At 67.5% G+C, this 18182-nt stretch carries 19 protein-coding genes; 5 read left to right on the top strand and 14 right to left on the bottom strand.

Annotation, left to right across the window (positions count from 1 at the left end):
• Positions 1 to 9: 9 nt before the first annotated feature.
• Positions 10 to 1266: an MFS transporter gene (locus tag AC5QAH_RS17600; RefSeq protein ID WP_019337439.1), complete on the bottom strand. Its 1257-nt coding sequence runs from the start codon at positions 1264 to 1266 to the stop codon at positions 10 to 12.
• A 124-nt stretch (positions 1267 to 1390) separates the two neighbouring features.
• Positions 1391 to 2017, bottom strand: coding sequence for a signal peptidase I (lepB, locus tag AC5QAH_RS17605; RefSeq protein WP_010487079.1), 627 nt, complete (start codon positions 2015 to 2017; stop codon positions 1391 to 1393).
• Between the two features lie 257 nt (positions 2018 to 2274).
• On the opposite strand from lepB, the gene AC5QAH_RS17610 reads away from it, so the two are divergent.
• Positions 2275 to 2676, top strand: coding sequence for a hypothetical protein (locus AC5QAH_RS17610; RefSeq protein ID WP_313311461.1), 402 nt, complete (start codon positions 2275 to 2277; stop codon positions 2674 to 2676).
• Between the two features lie 3 nt (positions 2677 to 2679).
• Complete coding sequence (locus tag AC5QAH_RS17615) at positions 2680 to 3126, top strand: 3-dehydroquinate dehydratase (RefSeq protein WP_004153636.1); 447 nt, start codon at positions 2680 to 2682, stop codon at positions 3124 to 3126.
• 135 nt (positions 3127 to 3261) lie between these two features.
• On the opposite strand, the gene dcp is transcribed toward AC5QAH_RS17615, so the two are convergent.
• The 3 genes from dcp to arfB all read right to left on the bottom strand — a co-directional run bounded on the left by dcp (position 3262) and on the right by arfB (position 6568).
• A complete protein-coding gene (gene dcp / locus AC5QAH_RS17620) occupies positions 3262 to 5418 on the bottom strand; it encodes a peptidyl-dipeptidase Dcp (RefSeq protein WP_019337438.1) in 2157 nt (718 codons plus the stop codon).
• Between the two features lie 111 nt (positions 5419 to 5529).
• Complete coding sequence (locus AC5QAH_RS17625; protein WP_224329368.1) at positions 5530 to 6090, bottom strand: lysophospholipid acyltransferase family protein; 561 nt, start codon at positions 6088 to 6090, stop codon at positions 5530 to 5532.
• A 46-nt stretch (positions 6091 to 6136) separates the two neighbouring features.
• Positions 6137 to 6568, bottom strand: a complete 432-nt coding sequence (arfB, locus tag AC5QAH_RS17630; protein ID WP_005420755.1) for an alternative ribosome rescue aminoacyl-tRNA hydrolase ArfB — start codon at positions 6566 to 6568, stop codon at positions 6137 to 6139.
• Positions 6569 to 6701: 133 nt separating this feature from the next.
• On the opposite strand from arfB, the gene AC5QAH_RS17635 reads away from it, so the two are divergent.
• A complete protein-coding gene (locus AC5QAH_RS17635) occupies positions 6702 to 7229 on the top strand; it encodes a DUF2059 domain-containing protein (RefSeq protein ID WP_010487093.1) in 528 nt (175 codons plus the stop codon).
• A gap of 70 nt (positions 7230 to 7299) precedes the next feature.
• Here AC5QAH_RS17635 and AC5QAH_RS17640 read toward each other — a convergent pair whose 3' ends face one another.
• Genes AC5QAH_RS17640 through AC5QAH_RS17655 form a run of 4 tightly spaced genes read right to left on the bottom strand, consistent with a single transcriptional unit; the run spans position 7300 to position 11022 of the window.
• Positions 7300 to 8154, bottom strand: coding sequence for a pseudouridine synthase (locus AC5QAH_RS17640; RefSeq protein ID WP_425517686.1), 855 nt, complete (start codon positions 8152 to 8154; stop codon positions 7300 to 7302).
• Positions 8151 to 8729, bottom strand: coding sequence for an O-methyltransferase (locus tag AC5QAH_RS17645; RefSeq protein ID WP_495232472.1), 579 nt, complete (start codon positions 8727 to 8729; stop codon positions 8151 to 8153). The genes AC5QAH_RS17640 and AC5QAH_RS17645 overlap by 4 nt, the downstream gene beginning before the upstream one ends.
• A 5-nt stretch (positions 8730 to 8734) precedes the next feature.
• Positions 8735 to 10390, bottom strand: coding sequence for a ubiquinone biosynthesis regulatory protein kinase UbiB (ubiB, locus tag AC5QAH_RS17650; protein WP_126560772.1), 1656 nt, complete (start codon positions 10388 to 10390; stop codon positions 8735 to 8737).
• On the bottom strand, positions 10387 to 11022 hold the full coding sequence (locus tag AC5QAH_RS17655) for a ubiquinone biosynthesis accessory factor UbiJ (protein WP_019337432.1): 636 nt from the start codon (positions 11020 to 11022) through the stop codon (positions 10387 to 10389). The genes ubiB and AC5QAH_RS17655 overlap by 4 nt, the downstream gene beginning before the upstream one ends.
• A 407-nt stretch (positions 11023 to 11429) precedes the next feature.
• Here AC5QAH_RS17655 and ddlA point away from each other — a divergent pair, with 407 nt between their 5' ends.
• On the top strand, positions 11430 to 12524 hold the full coding sequence (gene ddlA, locus AC5QAH_RS17660; protein ID WP_049410088.1) for a D-alanine--D-alanine ligase: 1095 nt from the start codon (positions 11430 to 11432) through the stop codon (positions 12522 to 12524).
• 82 nt (positions 12525 to 12606) lie between these two features.
• Here the strand turns inward: ddlA and AC5QAH_RS17665 are convergent, their stop codons facing one another.
• The 3 genes from AC5QAH_RS17665 to oleC all read right to left on the bottom strand — a co-directional run bounded on the left by AC5QAH_RS17665 (position 12607) and on the right by oleC (position 15492).
• A complete protein-coding gene (locus AC5QAH_RS17665) occupies positions 12607 to 12762 on the bottom strand; it encodes a DUF1328 domain-containing protein (RefSeq protein WP_004153593.1) in 156 nt (51 codons plus the stop codon).
• Positions 12763 to 12844: 82 nt separating this feature from the next.
• Positions 12845 to 13837, bottom strand: coding sequence for a 2-alkyl-3-oxoalkanoate reductase (gene oleD / locus AC5QAH_RS17670; protein ID WP_126560692.1), 993 nt, complete (start codon positions 13835 to 13837; stop codon positions 12845 to 12847).
• Positions 13834 to 15492, bottom strand: coding sequence for an olefin beta-lactone synthetase (gene oleC / locus AC5QAH_RS17675; RefSeq protein WP_054170707.1), 1659 nt, complete (start codon positions 15490 to 15492; stop codon positions 13834 to 13836). The genes oleD and oleC overlap by 4 nt, the downstream gene beginning before the upstream one ends.
• Before the next feature lie 104 nt (positions 15493 to 15596).
• Here oleC and AC5QAH_RS17680 point away from each other — a divergent pair, with 104 nt between their 5' ends.
• Complete coding sequence (locus tag AC5QAH_RS17680) at positions 15597 to 16028, top strand: YkgJ family cysteine cluster protein (RefSeq protein ID WP_029380125.1); 432 nt, start codon at positions 15597 to 15599, stop codon at positions 16026 to 16028.
• Positions 16029 to 16104: 76 nt separating this feature from the next.
• On the opposite strand, the gene AC5QAH_RS17685 is transcribed toward AC5QAH_RS17680, so the two are convergent.
• Positions 16105 to 16995 carry an alpha/beta fold hydrolase gene (locus AC5QAH_RS17685; protein ID WP_126560691.1) on the bottom strand — a complete coding sequence of 297 codons (891 nt, stop codon included), beginning with the start codon at positions 16993 to 16995 and terminating at the stop codon, positions 16105 to 16107.
• 140 nt (positions 16996 to 17135) lie between these two features.
• A complete protein-coding gene (locus tag AC5QAH_RS17690) occupies positions 17136 to 18152 on the bottom strand; it encodes a 3-oxoacyl-ACP synthase III (protein ID WP_010487115.1) in 1017 nt (338 codons plus the stop codon).
• Positions 18153 to 18182 lie beyond the last annotated feature (30 nt).

Consider the following 18182-nt stretch of genomic DNA (forward strand, 5'->3'; position numbering starts at 1 on the left):
AGACCAGGATCACGCGGTCACCGGCTGCGGGGCGCGCTGCTGCAGCGCCCAGACAATGCCACCGCCGATCAGGGTCAGCACGGCGGCGAACAGGCACACACCCCGCCAGTCCCACGCCGCATAAGCCAGGCCGCCTAAACCACCGAGCACACTCGAACCCAGGTAATAGGCAAACAGGTACAGCGCCGAGGCTTCCGCGCGCATCGTGCCGGCACGGCTGCCAACCCAGCTGCTGGCTACCGAGTGACCGCCGAAGAAGCCGAACGTCACCAGCGCGATGCCGAGTGCCATTGTGCTCAGCCAAGGCAATGCCAGCAGCGCGATGCCGGCACCGATCAGCGCGAACGAGATCGACAGGATGCGGCCGCGTCCGTAACGCGTAGCCTGCTGGCCCATCCACGCCGAACTGAAAGTACCCACCAGGTAGACGCTGAAGATCAGGCCTACCACGGTCTGGCTGAGGTGGTACGGCGGCGCCAGCAGGTGGTAGCCCAGGTAGTTGTAGAGGGTGACGAACACGCCCATCAGCACGAACGAGGTAGCGAACAGCCACGGCAGGCCCGGGTCGGCGAACAGCATGCGCCAGCGTGACGGCAACTGACGCAGGCCATCCCGGCGGGGGTGGAAGTGACGCTGTGGCGGCAGCTGCAGCCACAGCAGCACGGTGCTGGCCACGGCGATGATCGAGACCACGCCGATGCCCCAGCGCCAGCCCCAGTGGTCGGCGATGATGCCTGCCAGCAGTCGCCCGCTCATGCCACCGATGGCGTTGCCGCCGATGTACAGGCCCATCGCCAGGCCCAGCGCGCGGCTGTCCATTTCCTCGACCAGGTAGGTCATCGCCACGGCCGGCACGCCGCTCAGCGCCAGGCCCAGCAGGGTGCGCAGCACCAGCAGCGTGGTCCAGTCGTCCACCAGCGCGGTGCTCAGCGACAGCATGGCCGAGGCCAGCAGCGCAGCAATCATCAACGGGCGGCGGCCGACCGCGTCGGACAGCAGGCCGGCCAGCAGCATGGCCACCGCCAGCGTGCCGGTGGTCAGCGACAGCGACATTGCGCTGCCGGCGGCGGACACGCCGAAGTGGCGGCTGAATTCGGGCAGCAGCGGCTGCACCGTGTACAGCAGCCCGAAGGTGGAGAAGCCGGCCAGGAACAGCGCCAGCGCGGTGCGGCGGAAAGCCGGCGTGCCCTGCTGGATGCGGGTGTCGGAAGCGGGGTCAACAGCGTGGGGGCGGCGTTCGACGGTCGCGGCGGTTTCGCCAGTCATGGGATCGGTGGGCCGGTGGGGACGGCCGGGTATGGGAGGGAACGGGCCTCAGACTAGGCCCGTCCATCCAGTCGATCCATAACCTGATAGGTCAGGATTGATACACAGAAAGTATCAATTCAGCTTACAGGCGCTGCCACTCAAAGCCGGCGCCCCGGCGGTAGTACACCGCCACCGCACGGCCGTAGACCTTGTCAGCGTCGACGAAGCCGAAGAAACGGCCATCGAAGCTGTTGCCGCGGTGGTCACCCAGCACCAGCACCTTACCGTCGGGCACCACCAGATCGGCGATGTCCGGGCCGCCGCCCATGTCCAGATCGAGGCGGGCACGGCGTTCACCGAAGGCTTCCACGTCCTGCAGGTCGGCGGTCTGCAGTGGCTGGCCGTTGATGCTCAGGTGCCCTTCGTGCAGCTGCACATGGTCACCGGCCACCGCGGCCACCCGCTTGATCAGGCGGGTACCGTCGGCCGGCGAATCGAACACCGCCACCTCGCCGCGCTGCGGGGTGCCGGTCGCCATCAGTTCCTTGCCGGTAAACGGCAGGCGCAGCCCATAGGCACGCATGTCCACCACCACCCGGTCGCCGGGCTGCAGGGTCGGCTGCATCGAGCCGCTGGGCACTACGTAGTGGTTGGCCAGGGTATCGCGGGCGGCGGCGAGCAGGCCGAGCATCACCAGCAACGGCAGCGCCTCTTTCTTCAGCCAGGCCAGCGCGCGTTCGGAAAAGGGAGGGCGGGCAACAGCGTCCATGGCAGGCTCCGGGTCAGTGGTAGCTGCATCAGACCACATCCGGGCCGAAGAGGTTCCCGCACCGGCTTGCTGTAGAGGCGAGCCCGCGCTCGGCTGCTCTTCAAGCGTCGGTGCACGCCAGCCGAGCGTAGGCTCGGCTCTACAGGATGGGTTACGCAGGTTTTACGCCGTGCCCCGGCCACGGGCATCGCACCTTTACGGCCAGCACGCGCATCGTGTCTCCACCGCGCCGCAGGGCGCATTCCGCAAGGTGTTGTATGACCCTCCTGGTGATCCGTCACGCGTCTCCGTCGACGCCGCGCCCGCAGTTGCCGGCGCAGCTGAGCGGCCATCGCGTGTTGTGCAGCGACTGCGCCAGCCTGTCCGAGGTACGCCAGTGCCTGTGCCAGCCGCAGGCGCGCTCGGCCGACTGGGTGCTGCTGGATGTCGGCGTGGCCGACGAGGCGCAATGGCAGGCCGAGGGTGGCGCACTGCAGGCGGCGCTGGAACGGCTGCCGGCGCAGTACATCGAGCTGCAGTCGCCCAGCGAGCCCGGCCTGGATGCGCGCCTGCGCCTGCAGCACGGCCCCGCCGCGGTGGTGGTCGACCAGCGCAGCCAGCAGGCCGGCTATCCGCTGTCACTGGCCATCGTCGGCCGTCGCCTGGCGCAGGAGGGCTGAGCCATGTCGATCTTCATCATCCGCGGCCCGGAGGCGGCCGGTGCGTTGATCCGCACGGCGATGCCACTGCCGGCGCCGGTACTGAAGTCGCTGGTGCATCGCGCGATCGATGCCGGCACCAGCGTGGCGATCCGTGCCTGCGGTTCGGAACAGGAACTGCTGGATGCGCTGCGCGTGGCTGATCACAGCCGTGGCGAGGTGACGCTGCTTGATCCGGGTGCGTGTGCCAACAGCCTGCGCCTGCAGCGCCTGCTGCCCTACCTGCACAACGCCTACGTGGAAGTGCATGACGACGGCGCAGTGGCCGAGCCGTGCCTGCCGGCCGGTGTCGGCCAGCGCCTGGGCATCGCCGCCGGGTATGGCGCGCAGAGCTATGTGCTGGCGCTGGACATCGCACTGGATCACCTGGGGCTGGCCGAGCAGGCCAACCGGGTGCATGTGGGGACGTAGCGCGCTTCCTTTCGTGGGAAACCAGCCGAGCATGGGCTCGGCTCTACAAGGGCGCGAAAGGCAGCCGAGCGTAGGCTCGGCTCTACAAGAAGAGCAAAGAAAAACGGCGGGGTTGCCCCCGCCGTTTTCGCTTTCTTATTTCAGCCCGCGGAACTTCAGCAGCGGTTCCACCGACGGGTCCTTGCCGCGGAAATCGCGGTACAGGGTCGACAGCTCCACACTGTTGCCGCGCGAGAGGATCTTGTCGCGGAATTCCTGGCCGTTGGCCGCGGTCAGGCCACCGTGTTCGGTGAACCACTGGTAGGCGTCATGGTCCAGCACTTCGGCCCAGAAGTAGGCGTAGTAGCCGGCCGAGTAACCACCGCCCCAGATGTGGTCGAAGTAGGTGGTACGGTAACGCGGCGGCACCTGCGGCAGGTCGACCTTGAACTTCTTCAGCGCGCTGGCTTCAAAGGCGCCGACATCCTGCAGCGGCGCGTCGGCCTTCTGCGTGTGCCAGGCCAGGTCCAGCAGCGCGGCCGACAGGTACTCGGTGGTCGCGTAGCCCTGGTTGAAGCTGCGCGCCTTGAGGATCTTGTCGACCAGTTCCTGCGGCATCGCCTCGCCGGTCTTGTAGTGCTTGGCGTAGTTGGCGAACACCTTCGGATCCAGCGCCCAGTGCTCGTTGAACTGCGACGGGAACTCGACGAAATCACGCGAGGTGGCGGTGCCGGCAATCGACGGGTACTTCACGTTCGAGAACATGCCGTGCAGCGCATGGCCGAACTCATGGAACATGGTGGTGACGTCGTCGAAGCTGATCAGCGCAGGCTGGCCGGCGGCCGGCTTGGTGAAGTTGCAGACGTTGTAGACCACCGGCTTGGCACCGGTCAGGCCGTCCTGCTCGACGAACACGTCCATCCAGGCGCCGCCGGACTTGCTGTCACGCTTGAAGTAGTCGGTGTAGAACAGCGCCAGCGAGGTGCCGTCCTTGTCGAACACTTCGTACACCTTCATGTCCGGGTTGTAGGTCGGAATGTCGGTACGCGGCTTGAAGGTGATGCCGTACAGCTGGGTGGCGGCGTAGAAGACGCCGTTCTGCAGCACGTTGTCCAGTTCGAAGTACGGCTTGATCTGCGATTCGTCCAGATCGTACTTGGCCTTGCGCACCTGCTCGGCGTAGAAGTCCCAGTCCGAAGCGGCGACCTGGAAACCACCCTTCTGCGCGTCGATCACCTTCTGGATCTCGCCGGCTTCGGCGCGTGCCTTGGCGGTGGCGGCCGGCACGGTGTCGGTCAGCAGCTTGAGCGCGGCAGCCGGGGTCTTGGCCATCTGGTCGCCCAGCTGGTAGTCGGCGAAGGTGTCGAAGCCGAGCAGCTTGGCCTTCTGTGCACGCAGCTGGGCCAGGCGCTGCACGGTCTGCCGGGTGTCGTTGGCATCGCCGCGCTCGGCGCGGGTTTCCGAAGCCTTCAGCACGGCGGCGCGCTGGTCGCGGTCGCTCAGCGAGCCGAGCACCGGCTGCTGTGTGGTGTTCTGCAACGGCAGCAGGAACTTGCCATCCAGCTTGCGATCCTTGGCGGCGGTGGCAGCGTTGTTGATCGCATTCTCGTCCAGGCCGGCCAGCTTGGCCTTGTCGTCGACAACGACGGCCGCAGCGGCCGTGGCGGCCACCAGACGGGTATGGAACTGGGTGGAAAGGGTGGTTTCTTCCACGTTGAGCTTGCGCAGGCTCGCCTTGTCGGCGTCGGACAGCTGTGCGCCAGCGCGCACTAGGCCGTCGTAGTAATGCTCGACCAGGCGCTTCTGCACCGGGTCCAGTTCCAGCGTGTCACGCTGGTCGTACAGCGACTTCACGCGCGCGAACAGCTTCGGATCGAGGTTGATCTCGTCCTGGTGCGCGGCCAGCTTCGGCGCCACTTCTTCCTGGATCTTCTGGCGTGCATCGTTGGTATCGGCCTGGACCAGGCCGAAGAAAATGCGCGACACGCGGTTCAGGGTCTCGCCGCTGCGCTCCATCGCCACGATGGTGTTGTCGAAGGTGGCCGGCTCGCTGCTGTCGGCGATCTTGCGCACGTCGGCCAGGTGCTGGCGCATGCCTTCCTCGAACGCCGGCAGGTAGTCGCTGTCCTTGATCTTGTCGAACTGCGGCGCCTGGAACGGCAACGTGCTGGCGCTCAGCAGCGGATTGGTGGAGGCTTCGGCCGGCTGCTGGGCCGGGGCTTTCTGGGCATCGGACACGGGGGTGGACTCCTTGCCGGAACAGGCCGCCAGCGCCAGGCTGATGGCGGCGGCCAGGACTACGGTACGCGACATGTAAAACACTCCTTGGGCAGACGGTACGGGATACCAGCCCTCCACCCTACTCCTGTCGCGCTCGCCCGGCATGTGCCGGACGTGGCGTCTATGCGGCGGCCTGCGGCAGGCTCAGACCGTACCGCGGGTCTTGCCCATCCACGGCCGGTAGAACTCGCGGATGGCGGCCATGTCGGCGGCATCATCGCCGCTGGGCGTGAACAGCGGGCCGATGCCGATGGTCTTTTCCGGGTAGTGGAAATACGCGGCCAGGATCGGCACGTCGGCCATCCGGGCGATCTTCAGGAAGCCGGCCTTCCAGTCCTTCACGGCCTTGCGGGTGCCCTCGGGGGTGATGGCGAACCACATCTTCTCGTTGTTGCGCAGCAGGTCCACCGCCTGGCCCACCGTGCCCTGCGGCGAGCTGCGGTCCAGCGGGATCACGCCCAGCTTGTGCAGCAGCGGGCCCAGCGGCCACCAGAACAGCGATGCCTTGCCCAGCACCTTGACCTTCATTCCCAGCGCGATCTTGGCCGCCATGCCCCACAGGCCGTCCCAGTTGGACGAATGCGGCGCGATGATGAACACCAGGCGGGGAATGTCAGGCAGGGTGCCGGTCACCTTCCAGCCGCCCATGCGCAGGGTGCAGCGCGCCAGCCAGCGCAGGAAGGCGTTGGGTTTGACCTGCGGCATCTGCGGCGGCACGGCCGGCAGCAACGAAGTCGGGTTGTTCAAGCAATCACTCCCAGTCACGTGATGAGCGCCCGCGCTTGATCTGCGCGCGCCCGCGTTTGGCGTCCAGACGACGCAGTTTCGACCCGAGGGTCGGCTTGGTGGCCTTGCGCGGCTTGGGCACGCTCAGCCCGGCCTGGATGAAGGCCGCCAGCCGCTCGCGCGCATCCTCGCGATTGCGATCCTGGGTCCGGAAACGTTGCGCGTCGATGACCAGCACGCCTTCGCCGGTCATGCGCCGGTCACGCCGCGCCAACAGGCGCGCGCGCAACGGTTCGGGCAACGAGGGCGAGTTGGCCACATCGAAACGCAGTTCCACCGCGGTGGAGACCTTGTTGACGTTCTGGCCGCCGGCACCGCTGGCACGCACGAACCGCTCGACGATCTCGCCGTCGGGGATTTCAAGCTGCGCGCTGATGGTGACCGGTCCACTGCCCATCCGCGCATTGTAGCGGCAGCCACGTGCCGGAGTGCGGCATCGCGCACCGTATGCCGCCGATCAGGTACCGAACACGCCGCCTTCGCCTTGGCTGCGGGTATGCTGGCCGTCCCATGTACCGCAGGAAGCCCGCATGACCCGCACCGCACCCGCCCTGCCGTCCCTGCTGCGCCGCGCCGCCCTGCTGCTGGCGCTGGCCGTGGCCAGCGTTCCGGCCCTGGCCGCGCCACCGACCGATGGCGACATCAACCGCCTGCTGTCCGCGTCACGGGCGCAGAGCATGATCGACACCATGCTGCCGCAGATCGAGGCGATGCAGCAGCAGCAGTTCCAGCAGGTGGCCGCACAGCGCCAGCTCAACGCCCAGCAGCAGGAACAGCTGAAGCGGATCCAGGCGCGGACCAGCCAGACCCTGCGCCAGGCCCTGTCGTGGCAGCAGCTGCGGCCGATGTACGTGGACCTGTACAAGAAGACCTTCAGCAAGGAAGACGTGCTGGCGATGGCCGAGTTCTACGAGAGCGCGGCCGGCCAGAGCCTGCTGGACAAGACCCCGGCGCTGATGCAGAACGTGATGGTGGCCATCCAGGCGCGCATGCAGCCGCTGTTCGCGGATCTGCAGAAGGACCTGGAAGCGATCGTCAACGAGCCGGAAAAGAAATAACGGGGTGCGCCGGGCCACGCCCAGCCGCTGGCTGTAGAGCCGAGCCCACGCTCGGCTTACCGCAGCAGCATCAGGCGTCGTCCACCTGCCAGCCGAACAGGCCCAGCGCCTTCTGGAACTCGCGGTCCAGCGGCGCACGCACATCCACCGTGCCACCGTCCGGATGCGGGAAGCGCAGGCGCTCGGCGTGCAGCAGCATGCGGTGCACGCCCTGCATGCGGAAGATGCGGTTGTGGCGGCCATCACCGTGGCTGGTGTCACCGATCATGTGATGCGACAGGTGCTTGAGATGCCGGCGGATCTGCCGGAAGCGCCCGGTCTGTGGCTGGCAGCGCAGCAACGCATAACGCGAGCTGGTGAACTCACCGACCGGCACCGACAGCTCGCCGGTGGCCAAGCGCTGGAAGTCGGTGACCGCCGGCTTCTTCACCGGCTTGCCGGGGCCGCCATCCAGGTCATGGTCGACCTGCCAGGAGAGCTCGGCCGGCCAGCCCCGGCAGACGGTCAGGTAGTCCTTCAGCACCTCGCCGCCCATCAGGGCCTTGCCCAGTGCACTGGCGGTCTCGCGGTCGAAGGCCAGCAACAGGCAGCCACTGGTGGCGCGATCCAGCCGGTGGACCAGGAAGATCGGGCGGCCCAGCTGCTCGCGCAGGCGGTCGGCCAGGAAATCGTCTTCGCCACGGGCCAGCTTGCTGTCGTGGACCATCAGCCCGGCAGGCTTGTTGACCACGGCCAGGCGTTCATCCAGGTGCAGCAGCTGCAGGGGCGCGGTGTCGGTCTCGACCGCGGCGAGGGTCTCGGGTTCGGTGCTCACCGCGGGATTATAAAGGCCTGCCTTCTGTAGAGCCGAGCCCACGCTCGGCTGCTCTGCGCGACCGGCAACAGCCTGCCAACCAAGGTTGGCACCTACCTGTAGAGCAGTCAGGCGCTGCGTACGGCCAACAGCTCCCCATTGCTCACCGGCACCAGGCTGGTGCTGAAGTCCGGATCAGCCTCCAGCAGCGCCCGCAGCGGTTCCATCTGTTCTGCATGCGAGGTGGCGTTGTCCACCACCAGCAGGCCCCCCGGGCGCAGCACGCGACGCAACTGCGGCCACCAGCCGGCGTATTGCCCGCGGTCCGAATCGAGGAACAGCAGGTCGACGCTGGCATCCGCGACCAGCGCCAGCCACGGTCCCGCATCGTCGTGGACCAGCGTGATGCGATCGGCCAGGCCACTGCGCGCGAAGGTGTCACGCGCCATCGCCACCTTGTCCTCGGCGTATTCGAGCGTGGTCACGTGGCCGTCGATGGCTGTGGCAGCCTCGGCCAGCCACAGCGTCGAATAGCCGTTGGAGGTGCCGATCTCCAGCACCTGGCGCGCAGCGCCGAAGCGGACCAGCACGGACAGGAATTCACCCGTCTCCGGCGTGATGTTGAGCATGCGGCGCCCGCGCGCGCTTTCGCGGGCATCGTTGTCGGCGCCGAAGCGGGCCAGTTCGTCCTTGAGTGCCTGCAGCATGGGACCTACTTCCACCACGCGCGCGCCAGCGCCACCACGCCGACCACACCGGACAGCCAGCTCCACATCGGCAGGTCGCCCCAGTACCAGCCCGGCGGCTGCACCACATAGATCAGCGCGGCGATGGCCAGCAGGCCGACACCGGTGATCGCGCCCACCGCACGCTTCTGCAGGCGCTGCACGCTGGCATCCAGTGCGGCCAGGTCGCGCGAACGCATCGACAGTTCGTGGCGGCCTTCCACCTGCTGGGTCAGCCAGGCGTGTACCAGGCGTGGCATGTCCGGCGCATGGGTCATGATTTCCGGCAGGCGCTTGCCGAGCTCGCGCACCACCCGGCGCGGGCTGTAGCGCTCGCGCAGGATCTTCGCCAGCACCGGCTTGGCCACCGCCCAGATGTCGATCTGCGGGTCCAGCTGGCGGCCGACGCCTTCGATGTTCAGCAGGGTCTTCTGCAGCAGGATCAGCTGCGGCTGCAGGGTCAGCTGGTAACGCTGGGCCACGCGGAACAGCTTCATCAGCACTTCGGCCAGCGAGATCTGCGATAGCGGCCGGGTGAAGTACGGCTCGCACACCGAACGCACGGCCGCTTCCAGGTCATCGATGCGCACGTTGTCCGGCATCCAGCGCGCCTGCACATGCAGTTCGGCGATGCGGCGGTAGTCGCGGTTGAAGATGGCCATGAAGTTCTCGGCCAGGTAGTACTGATCTTCCTGCGAGAGCTGGCCCATGATGCCGAAGTCCAGCGCGATGAAGCGCGGGTTGGCGCGACGCGACGGATCGGTGTCGACCCAGATGTTGCCGGCGTGCGCGTCGGCATGGAAGAAGTTGTCGCGGAACACCTGGGTGTAGAACACCCGCACGCCCTTGGCGGCCAGCGCCTTGCGGTCGATGCCGGCCTTGTCCAGCGCGGCGATGTCGTCGGACGGAATGCCCCACACGCGCTCCAGGGTCAGCGCGCGCTCGGCGGTGTGGCTCCAGATCACTTCCGGCACGTACAGGTCGTCGCTGTTTTCCCAGAAGCGGCGCAGCACGCTGGCATTGGCGCCTTCGCGCTGCAGGTCCAGCTCGGCGGACAGGGTGTTTTCGACCTCGGCCACCACTTCGCGCGGACGGATCTTGTCGGCGCGTGGATGGGTGCGCTCGACCAGGGCGGCCAGCGAATTGAGCAGGGCGATATCAGCGTCGATCTGCTTCTCGATGCCCGGGCGCAGCACCTTGACTACCACCTGGCGGCCATCGGCCAGCGTGGCCGCGTGCACCTGTGCGATGGAGGCCGAGGCCAGCGGTTCGGTGTCGAAACTGGCGAAGGCCTCGCTGACCGGCAGGCCGAGCGCTTCCTCGACGATGCGACGCGCGGTCTCACCATCGAACGGCTTGACCCGGTCCTGCAGCAGGGTCAGCTCATTGGCCACATCCGGCGGCACCAGATCGCGGCGGGTGGACAGGATCTGGCCGAACTTGACGAAGATCGGGCCGAGATCCTGCAGCGCCAGGCGCAGGCGCGCACCGCGCGACTGTGCGGCGATGTCGGCCGAGGCGCGCGGCACGAACGGCTTGGCCAGGCGCAACCAGCGCTCGGCCGGTGTGCCCTGCAGCAGGTCGTCGAGGCGGTAACGCAGGATCACCCGGCCGATGCGGCTGGCGCGCAGCACGGCCTTCATGCGGCACCCCGCAGGCGCTGTACGCGTGCACCAAGGCGCTCCACGTCGTCGCGCAGCACGTCCACATCATCGTGGAAGGCATCCAGTTCAGCGCGCGGCACTACATCGCGCGATTCCTCGGTGATGAATTCTGCGGCGCTGTGGGCCAGGTCGACCGCGCCCTGGCGTGCGTGCTGCAGGGCGCTGCGCAGAGTGTTGGCGACCTGCACGCCCAGTACCTCGCCGAACACGCTGACGAAGGGCTGCTGCCAGTCCGGGTCGAAGCCCTTGGCGAGCTGCTGCAGGCGGCGTGCCAGTTCGGCGTCGCCGGCCACGCGCACGCGGCCCTTGCCGTTGTTGTCACCGCGCCGTGCGTTGGCCAGCAGCGGCAGCTGCGCGAGCACGCCGGCCAGGCTGCTGCGCACGGCCAGGTCGGCTTCCTGCGCATCCACCGGGCCGACCCGCAGCTGGTCGCCGTCGACGCTGATGCGCATGGCCAGCGACGGCGCTTCCAGGGTCAGATCGATATGCCGGCCATCCAGGCTGGTCAGCGCATGGCGGGTATCGGGATCCAGCGCCAGCGCGCGGTTCAGGGCGATCTGCAGGGCGCGGCCGGCGACCGGCTTGAGGGACTTGAGCAGGGAGAGAGCCATGTGTGCATTCTACCTGCGTGGGTGGGGGGCTTGGGCCGGGCTGCCGCCCGGCACCCGCAGAGGCAACGGCAACGGCAACCGCAATAGCCGAAGCAACAGCAACAGCGGGCATTCCGTGGGTTGGCGGGATGGGTCCGGTTGCGGGGGACGCCGTAAACCCGTCCGTGGGGGCTTGGCCGCGGCATCCATGCCGCGGACACCCCCACAACCGGACCCACCCCGCCTTCGACAGTTTCCCGCTGCTGTCAGGGCGGCTTTCTGTGTTGCTGTGGTGGGTGTCGACCTTGGTCGACACGGTAGATCCACGCCATGCGTGGATGGATTTCTGGTTCATCTGTGCCTCACGCGGAGGGCCGATGAAGGTTCATGCTATGGGGCCACGCAACGCACAGGACATCGCATTCGCCATGGCACGGACCCGGGTCGGCATCATCTTCGGTGGCAAGTCTTCCGAGCACGAAGTTTCGCTGCAGTCGGCGAAGAACATCCTCGATGCGCTCGATCGCGAGCGCTTCGAGCCGGTGCTGGTCGGTATCGACAAGCAGGGCCAGTGGCATCTGAGCCAGCCGGATACCTTCCTGATCAATGCCGATGATCCGTCGCGCATCGCCCTGCATCGGTCCGGTACGTCGCTGGCGGTGCGCCCGGGCGCCGAGCAGGCGCAGCTGCAGCCGTCCGATGCGGCCAGCGCGCTCGGCCAGATCGATGTGGTGCTGCCGATCGTGCACGGGCCGCTGGGCGAGGACGGTGCGCTGCAGGGGCTGCTGCGCATGGCCAACCTGCCCTTCGTCGGTTCACCGGTACTGGGCTCGGCGGTGGCGATGGACAAGGACGTGACCAAGCGCCTGCTGCGCGACGCCGGGCTGCAGGTGGCACCGTGGCTGTGCATCCGTCGCCATCAGGCGGCGGCAGTCGATGTCGACGCGGTGATCGCGCAGCTCGGCCTGCCGTTGTTCGTGAAGCCGGCCAACCAGGGTTCGTCGGTGGGGGTGAGCAAGGTCAAGGATGCAGCGGGCTTCGCCGAGGCGCTGGCATTGGCGCTGCGCTACGACCACAAGGTGCTGGTGGAATCGGCGGTGGTCGGCCGCGAGATCGAGTGCGCGGTGCTGGGCAACGAACATCCTCAGGCCAGCCTGTGTGGGGAAGTGGTGGTGCACGACGAGTTCTACGCCTACGACACCAAGTACATCAACGCCGACGGCGCCGAGGTGGTGGTGCCGGCGGATATCGATGCTGCAACCCAGGCGCGCATCCAGCAGACCGCGCTGCGGGCCTACCAGGCGCTGGAGTGTGCGGGCATGGCGCGCGTGGATGTGTTCCTCACCACAGACGGTGAGATCGTCATCAACGAGGTCAACACACTGCCGGGCTTCACCCGCATCAGCATGTACCCGAAGCTGTGGGGCGCCAGCGGTGTGGACTACACGACGCTGATCACGCGGCTGATCGAACTGGCGCTGGAGCGCCATGAAGCCGATCGCGGATTGCACAGCGCCGTGTAGCGGCGCTGTGTGTAGCGTCGAGCCATGCTAGACGCTACAAAGAGGGCGTGCCGGCCAGAGGCCGGCACTACCCTGCGGTCTTCTACCCGCGCTTGCGGAACATCGAGATCACTGCCAGTACCAGGAACACAACGAACAGGATCCAGGCAATGTTGCTGGCAGCGCCGGCAATGCCGGAGAAGCCGAGCACGGCGGCGATGATGGCGATGACGAAAAAGATGACGGCGTAATGCAGCATGGCGCTCCTCGCAGATGTCCGGGCCGTTGGATGGCGTGGGTCCATCCTCCCGATCTGGCGGTGTGCAGCCAGTGACGGCGATCTATGCAGCAGATGAAGCCTTCAGCCTGCGCAGCCCTTCTTCGACGCTGACCTGCGGCACGTAGCCGAAGTCACGGCGTGCCGGCTCCATGCTGTACCAGTGCGGCGTGCACAGCTGCTCGGCCAGGAAGCGGGTCAATGGCGGCTCGCCGCGCAGGCGCAGCAGCGGCCACAGGCGCTCGCAGAGCGCACCGATGCGGTAAGCGGCCTTGAAGCTGATCGCCTTGTCCACCGTCGGCGCACCAACGGCGGCCAGCAGCTTGTTGACCAGCTCGCGCATCGGCAGCGGTTCGCCGTTGGAAATGAAGTAGGCCTTGCCCGCACACGCGGCCCCCGGCGCCAATGCCTCGAAAGCGAGAAAGTGTGCGAGCGCGGCGTTGTCGATGTAGGTGGTATCCACCTTGTTGTTGCCATCGCCCACCAGACGCAGGCGGCCCTGCCGTGCACGTTCGGCCAGACGCGGCACCAGCTGCTGATCGCCCGGGCCCCATATCAGGCGCGGGCGCAGCGCCACCGTCGCCAGCGAGGCGTCGTTGGCCGCCAGCACGCGCTGTTCGGCAATCGCCTTGGTCGCCGCATACGGTGCCTGGAAATCTTCGCCGTAAGGCACTTCATCGGCGCCCAGGCCTTCCACCGGATGGGTGGCACGGTGCGTCACGCTGGGCGTGGAGGTGTAGACCAGCTGGCTGATGCCATGCACACGGCAGGCGGCGATCACATTGTCGGTGCCGACCACGTTGGCCTGGTGGTAGCTGTCATAGCTGCCCCAGGCGCCGGCCTTGGCACCGTTGTGGAACACCGCATCGACGCCGGCCACCGCGTGCAGCACCGCTTGCGCGTCGGCGAGATCTCCACGGATCTGGCCCACACCCATCGCCTGCAGCTCCGGGTAGTGACTGCGGTTGAACGCCAGTACCTGGTGGCCACGTTCGACCAGCCCGCGGCACAGCGCCTGGCCAAGGAAACCACCACCACCGGTGACCAGGATCTTCATGCGCGCTTCTCCAGTTCGGCGCTGGCCCAGACGGCGAGCTTCTCGCGGCCGATCTTGGCGTTGTGACGGATATCGACGGGGAACGCCGGATGCACCAGGAAGTGCTGCAGGCCGGCCTCAGGCGTGCGCGCTGCGGCATGCGCACGCAGCGCTTCCTGCAGCGCCGGGCTGTCTGCCTGGCCACGCTGCAGTTCCACGCACAGCACCGGCACCTGTGCACCCGGGGCGCCGACACCGACCAGCGCCGTGCGCGCCACCCCGGCCACGGTGTTGAACACCGGCTCGACCTGTTCGGTGTACAGCGGTCCGCGCGTGGTCTCCACGCGCTGCGTCTTGCGCCCGCAGAACCACAGTCGGCCCTGCGCATCGAAGTAACCGACGTCGCCCATGCGATGGACCACGCGCGTGCTGCCATCGGCCAGCGTCTCGTGGATCTTTGCCGCCGCCGTGGCCTGCGGGCGGTTGAAATAACTGTCGGTGGCGGTCGGCCCGGCTACGGTGATCTCGCCGACCTCGCCGGTGGCCAGCACGCGTGCCTGCGACCAGTCCGGCAGCGGCGCGTCATCGATGGCGATGATGCGCACCTCGTTCGGCTCAACCACGCTGCCCACGCAGGTACCGGCACCTGCTTCGGTAGCAGCACGGGTGCGCTCCAGCTCGCGGCCCTCGACCACCGCCACCGGCAGGCACTCGGTGGCGCCATACGGCGTCCAGAACTGCGCATCGGCCGGCAGCAGGCTGCGGATGGTGGCGACCACGTCCGGCGGCACCGGCGCACCGGCCGAGGTCACCCGGGTCACCGTCGGCAGCGGCCGGCCATGCTTCGCCAGCACCCGCATCAGCGCCGGCGAGCCGAACAGCTGGGTCACGCCGAAACGCTGGATGGCGTCGTGCAGGCGCGCCGGGTCGGCCTGCGCCGGCCGGGTCGGGTCCATGTCCGGGATCACCGAGGTCAGGCCCAGCGCCGGATCGAACAGCGCGAACGGTGGGAAGGTCGGCAGGTCCACCCCGCCCGCTTCCATGCCGAAGGCGCTGCCCAGCAGCTGGATCTGCCCGACGAAGTGGCGATGGCGGTAGACCACGCCCTTGGGCACGCCGGTGGAGCCGCTGGTGAACAGGATCGCCGCCATGTCCTCGCCATCGGTGGCGGCCAGCATCGGCCCACCGTTGGCGCCGGCGCGCTCCAGCGCGGCCAGGGTGGTTCCGCCCCAGCCGAGGCGGCGGCCGACGGTCACCAGGCGCGCCGCCGACGGCGCCCAGCGCAGCACCAGCCGCGCCACATGGGCCAGCGGTATGCCGATGAAGGCTTCCGGCTGCGCCTCGTCCAGACACTGTTTCAGCGCGCGCTTGTCGATGCCCGGATCGACCAGCACTGGCACCGCGCCCAGCTTGAACAGGGCGAACATCAACAGGAAAAACTCCGGCGAGGGCCGCACCATCACCACCGTGCGCACCCCTCGGCCGATCCCGTAGCCGGCCAGGCCGGCGGCCATGGCGTCGCTGCGGGCGTCCAGCTGGCGGTAATCCAGGGTGACGTCGTAGGCGGCCATGCCGTTGCCGGCGCCCCGGCGGCCGGGGCAGCGGATAGCAATCTGGTCGGGGCGTTCACGCGCCAGTTCAGGCAAACGGGCCGCAATATTGCAGGGTCGGTTCATCCGTTCATTGTCGCCGCTTACGGAATTTCTTGCGCGGCGCCCCACTTCGTGGAAAATCCGCACCCTCGTTCCTGATTCCGACTGCCGCCCGAGGCGGCTTGCCCATGCAACATCCCTGCATGACCTGCGGCGCCTGCTGCACCCAATACCGCGTGGCCTTCCACTGGATGGAATCAGACGAGGTCACCCCCGGCGGCGTGCCACACCAGCTCACCGAAGTGCTGGACCCGCATCGCCTGTGCATGCGTGGCACCCATTCCAAGCCAGTGCGCTGCGTGGCGCTGGATGCTCAGATCGGCGTGTATTCACGCTGCACCATCCACCCCAACCGGCCCAGCGTGTGCCGTGAGGTGGATGCATCGTGGGAGTACGGCAAAGCCAGCCCGCAGTGCGACAAGGCGCGCATCGCCTATGGCCTGGATCCACTGACGCTGGCCGACTGGCGTTGGCGCGATGACGCCGACAATGATGACGATCATCCGGACGACAACGGCAACAGCCCGTCTTCGCCGCCGCAGGCGCCGGTCGCCGCATAATCCGGTGTGCCGACCAACGGTCGGCCCCCACCCATACCTTCCACGTGTGGGTGCCGACCGTTGGTCGGCACACTTCTCAGATCGGGTTCTTGTCCAGGAACGCCCGGATCTCCGGCACCAGCACCTCGTGCTTGTCTTCCAGCACGTAATGCCCGGCATCCTCGAAGGCATGCACCTGGGCCTTCGGCAGCGCGGCCTGGAAACCCTTCAGGAAGTGGTGGTCGAACACGAAGTCGCGCAGGCCCCAGCCGAGGAAGGCGGGGCGGTCGGCGAACGACGGCAGCGCCTTGCCGGCACGCTCCAGCAGCGACCACGCCCTGTCGGCCGGCGACAGCGGGATGTCCTGCATGAAGCGGATGGTGCTGATGCGGTTGGCGTAGCTGTTGTACGGCGACACGTAGGCGCGGCGCACGTCGGCCGGCATCTTCCGCTCCACGCCCAGCCACGAGGCGCCGGACGAGAATGCGTTGAAGCTGCGGATGATCCACTCGCCGATCTTCCAGTGGCGGCCCAGCGCGATCTGCCACGGCATCTTCTTCGCGGCCGGCATCGGGAAGGCGGCGGTGTTGAGCACCACCAGGCGCTTCACCTGGTCGTGGTGCGACAGCGCCCAGCCGAAGCCGATCATGCCGCCCCAGTCGTGCACGGCCAGGGTCACCGGGCCGGTAATGCCCAGGTGCTTCAGCAGCGCATCGAGGTCGTCCACGCGCGACTGCAGCGTGTAGTCGTAGCGGCTGTCGTCCGGCTTGTCCGACAGGCCCATGCCGATGTGGTCCGGCACGATGCAGCGGTACGTGTCCGACAGGCCAGCCACCAGCGTGCGCCAGTAATAGCTCCACGACGGGTTGCCGTGCACCATCACCACCACCTCGCCGTCGCGCGGGCCTTCGTCGAGATAGTTCATCGACAGGCCAGGGCGCACTTCGAAGCGCTGCGGGTGGGCGGGGTAACCGGGGAGATCGCGCATGCGGAGCACCTAAGGAGAATCGCGGCGCGGTGTAGAGCCGAGCCGATGCTCGGCTGCTCTCCGGTCCGCTGCGGAAGAGCCGCGCTGCGCGCGTGAGCCGAGCATGGCTCGGCTCTACAGGAGGTCGGGCAGCGGGCTGCTTACCAGACCACTTCAGCCATCGAACAGTTCAGGCCGGAACCAATGCCCAGAAGCGCGATGCGATCGCCCTTCTTCAGCTTGCCCAGCTGCTTGAGCTTGCTCAGCACGATCGGCACCGAGGCCGGGCCGATGTTGCCGTGCTCGCCGAAGATGGTCATGACCTTCTTCGGGTCGATGCCGAAGTTCTTGATGAACGCGGCAGTGTGCGGCTGGCTGACCTGGTGGATCACGAACTGGTCCAGCTCTTCCACGGCCCAGCCGAGTGCGATCTTGGCGGCGCTGAAGGTCTTCTGCGCCAGCTTGATGCCTTCGATCAGCAGCAGGCGGGTATCGGTGACCATGCGGTCCAGGTTGCCCAGGCACAGCTGGTTCCACTCGGTGGCCGAGCGGGTCACGCCGCCCTTGTAGCGCGGGGCGTCCGGCACCAGTTCCGAGCGCGCCATCACCATGGCCGCAGCACCCGAACCGGTGGTCAGCGCCGCCAGCTCGTTGCGGAAATCGTCAGCGGTGACGTCCGGGGCAGTCATGCGCTCCAGGGTCTTCTCGTACACCAGGTTGGCGGTCTCGCCATCCACCACCAGCGCGTAGTCGATATCACCGCGCTCGATCATGCGCGCCGCGATATCCATGCCGTTGATGAAGGCCAGGCAGGCATTGGCGACGTCGAAGGTCATGCATTCGTCGCTGACGCCGAGGTTGCCGGACACGATGGAGGCCGTGGACGGCTCCAGGTAGTCACGGCTGACCGAGGTGTTGACCAGCAGGCCGACCTGGGTCGCGGTGATGCCCGCGTCTTCCAGTGCCTTGCGGCCGGCCATGGTGGCGGCGTCCGACGCCAGCACGCCGTTGTCCCACAGGCGGCGGGCATGGATGCCGGCGATATCGCCGAGCACGTCGGTGCGGATACCGAGGCGATCCAACGTCGGCTGCAGGCGTTCGTTGATTTCCTTGGTCGTCAGCGTATGCGGCGCGTCGACGTGTGCCAGGCCGGCGATCGAGACATTCTTGAAGAGCATCGAGGTTAGCGCCAAGGCTCAGGCAAAAGG

The sequence above is a fragment of the Stenotrophomonas sp. YJH_SMC_43 genome (assembly GCF_059372535.1).

What these genes read in the sequence shown, in the direction of transcription:
- AC5QAH_RS17600 (WP_019337439.1), bottom strand. Translation starts at nt 1,266, where the DNA reads ATGACTGGCGAAACCGCCGCGACCGTCGAACGCCGCCCCCACGCTGTT.
- lepB (WP_010487079.1), bottom strand. Translation starts at nt 2,017, where the DNA reads ATGGACGCTGTTGCCCGCCCTCCCTTTTCCGAACGCGCGCTGGCCTGG.
- AC5QAH_RS17610 (WP_313311461.1), top strand. Translation starts at nt 2,275, where the DNA reads ATGACCCTCCTGGTGATCCGTCACGCGTCTCCGTCGACGCCGCGCCCG.
- AC5QAH_RS17615 (WP_004153636.1), top strand. Translation starts at nt 2,680, where the DNA reads ATGTCGATCTTCATCATCCGCGGCCCGGAGGCGGCCGGTGCGTTGATC.
- dcp (WP_019337438.1), bottom strand. Translation starts at nt 5,418, where the DNA reads ATGTCGCGTACCGTAGTCCTGGCCGCCGCCATCAGCCTGGCGCTGGCG.
- AC5QAH_RS17625 (WP_224329368.1), bottom strand. Translation starts at nt 6,090, where the DNA reads ATGCCGCAGGTCAAACCCAACGCCTTCCTGCGCTGGCTGGCGCGCTGC.
- arfB (WP_005420755.1), bottom strand. Translation starts at nt 6,568, where the DNA reads ATGGGCAGTGGACCGGTCACCATCAGCGCGCAGCTTGAAATCCCCGAC.
- AC5QAH_RS17635 (WP_010487093.1), top strand. Translation starts at nt 6,702, where the DNA reads ATGACCCGCACCGCACCCGCCCTGCCGTCCCTGCTGCGCCGCGCCGCC.
- AC5QAH_RS17645 (WP_495232472.1), bottom strand. Translation starts at nt 8,729, where the DNA reads ATGCTGCAGGCACTCAAGGACGAACTGGCCCGCTTCGGCGCCGACAAC.
- ubiB (WP_126560772.1), bottom strand. Translation starts at nt 10,390, where the DNA reads ATGAAGGCCGTGCTGCGCGCCAGCCGCATCGGCCGGGTGATCCTGCGT.
- AC5QAH_RS17655 (WP_019337432.1), bottom strand. Translation starts at nt 11,022, where the DNA reads ATGGCTCTCTCCCTGCTCAAGTCCCTCAAGCCGGTCGCCGGCCGCGCC.
- ddlA (WP_049410088.1), top strand. Translation starts at nt 11,430, where the DNA reads ATGGCACGGACCCGGGTCGGCATCATCTTCGGTGGCAAGTCTTCCGAG.
- AC5QAH_RS17665 (WP_004153593.1), bottom strand. Translation starts at nt 12,762, where the DNA reads ATGCTGCATTACGCCGTCATCTTTTTCGTCATCGCCATCATCGCCGCC.
- oleD (WP_126560692.1), bottom strand. Translation starts at nt 13,837, where the DNA reads ATGAAGATCCTGGTCACCGGTGGTGGTGGTTTCCTTGGCCAGGCGCTG.
- oleC (WP_054170707.1), bottom strand. Translation starts at nt 15,492, where the DNA reads ATGAACCGACCCTGCAATATTGCGGCCCGTTTGCCTGAACTGGCGCGT.
- AC5QAH_RS17680 (WP_029380125.1), top strand. Translation starts at nt 15,597, where the DNA reads ATGCAACATCCCTGCATGACCTGCGGCGCCTGCTGCACCCAATACCGC.
- AC5QAH_RS17685 (WP_126560691.1), bottom strand. Translation starts at nt 16,995, where the DNA reads ATGCGCGATCTCCCCGGTTACCCCGCCCACCCGCAGCGCTTCGAAGTG.
- AC5QAH_RS17690 (WP_010487115.1), bottom strand. Translation starts at nt 18,152, where the DNA reads ATGCTCTTCAAGAATGTCTCGATCGCCGGCCTGGCACACGTCGACGCG.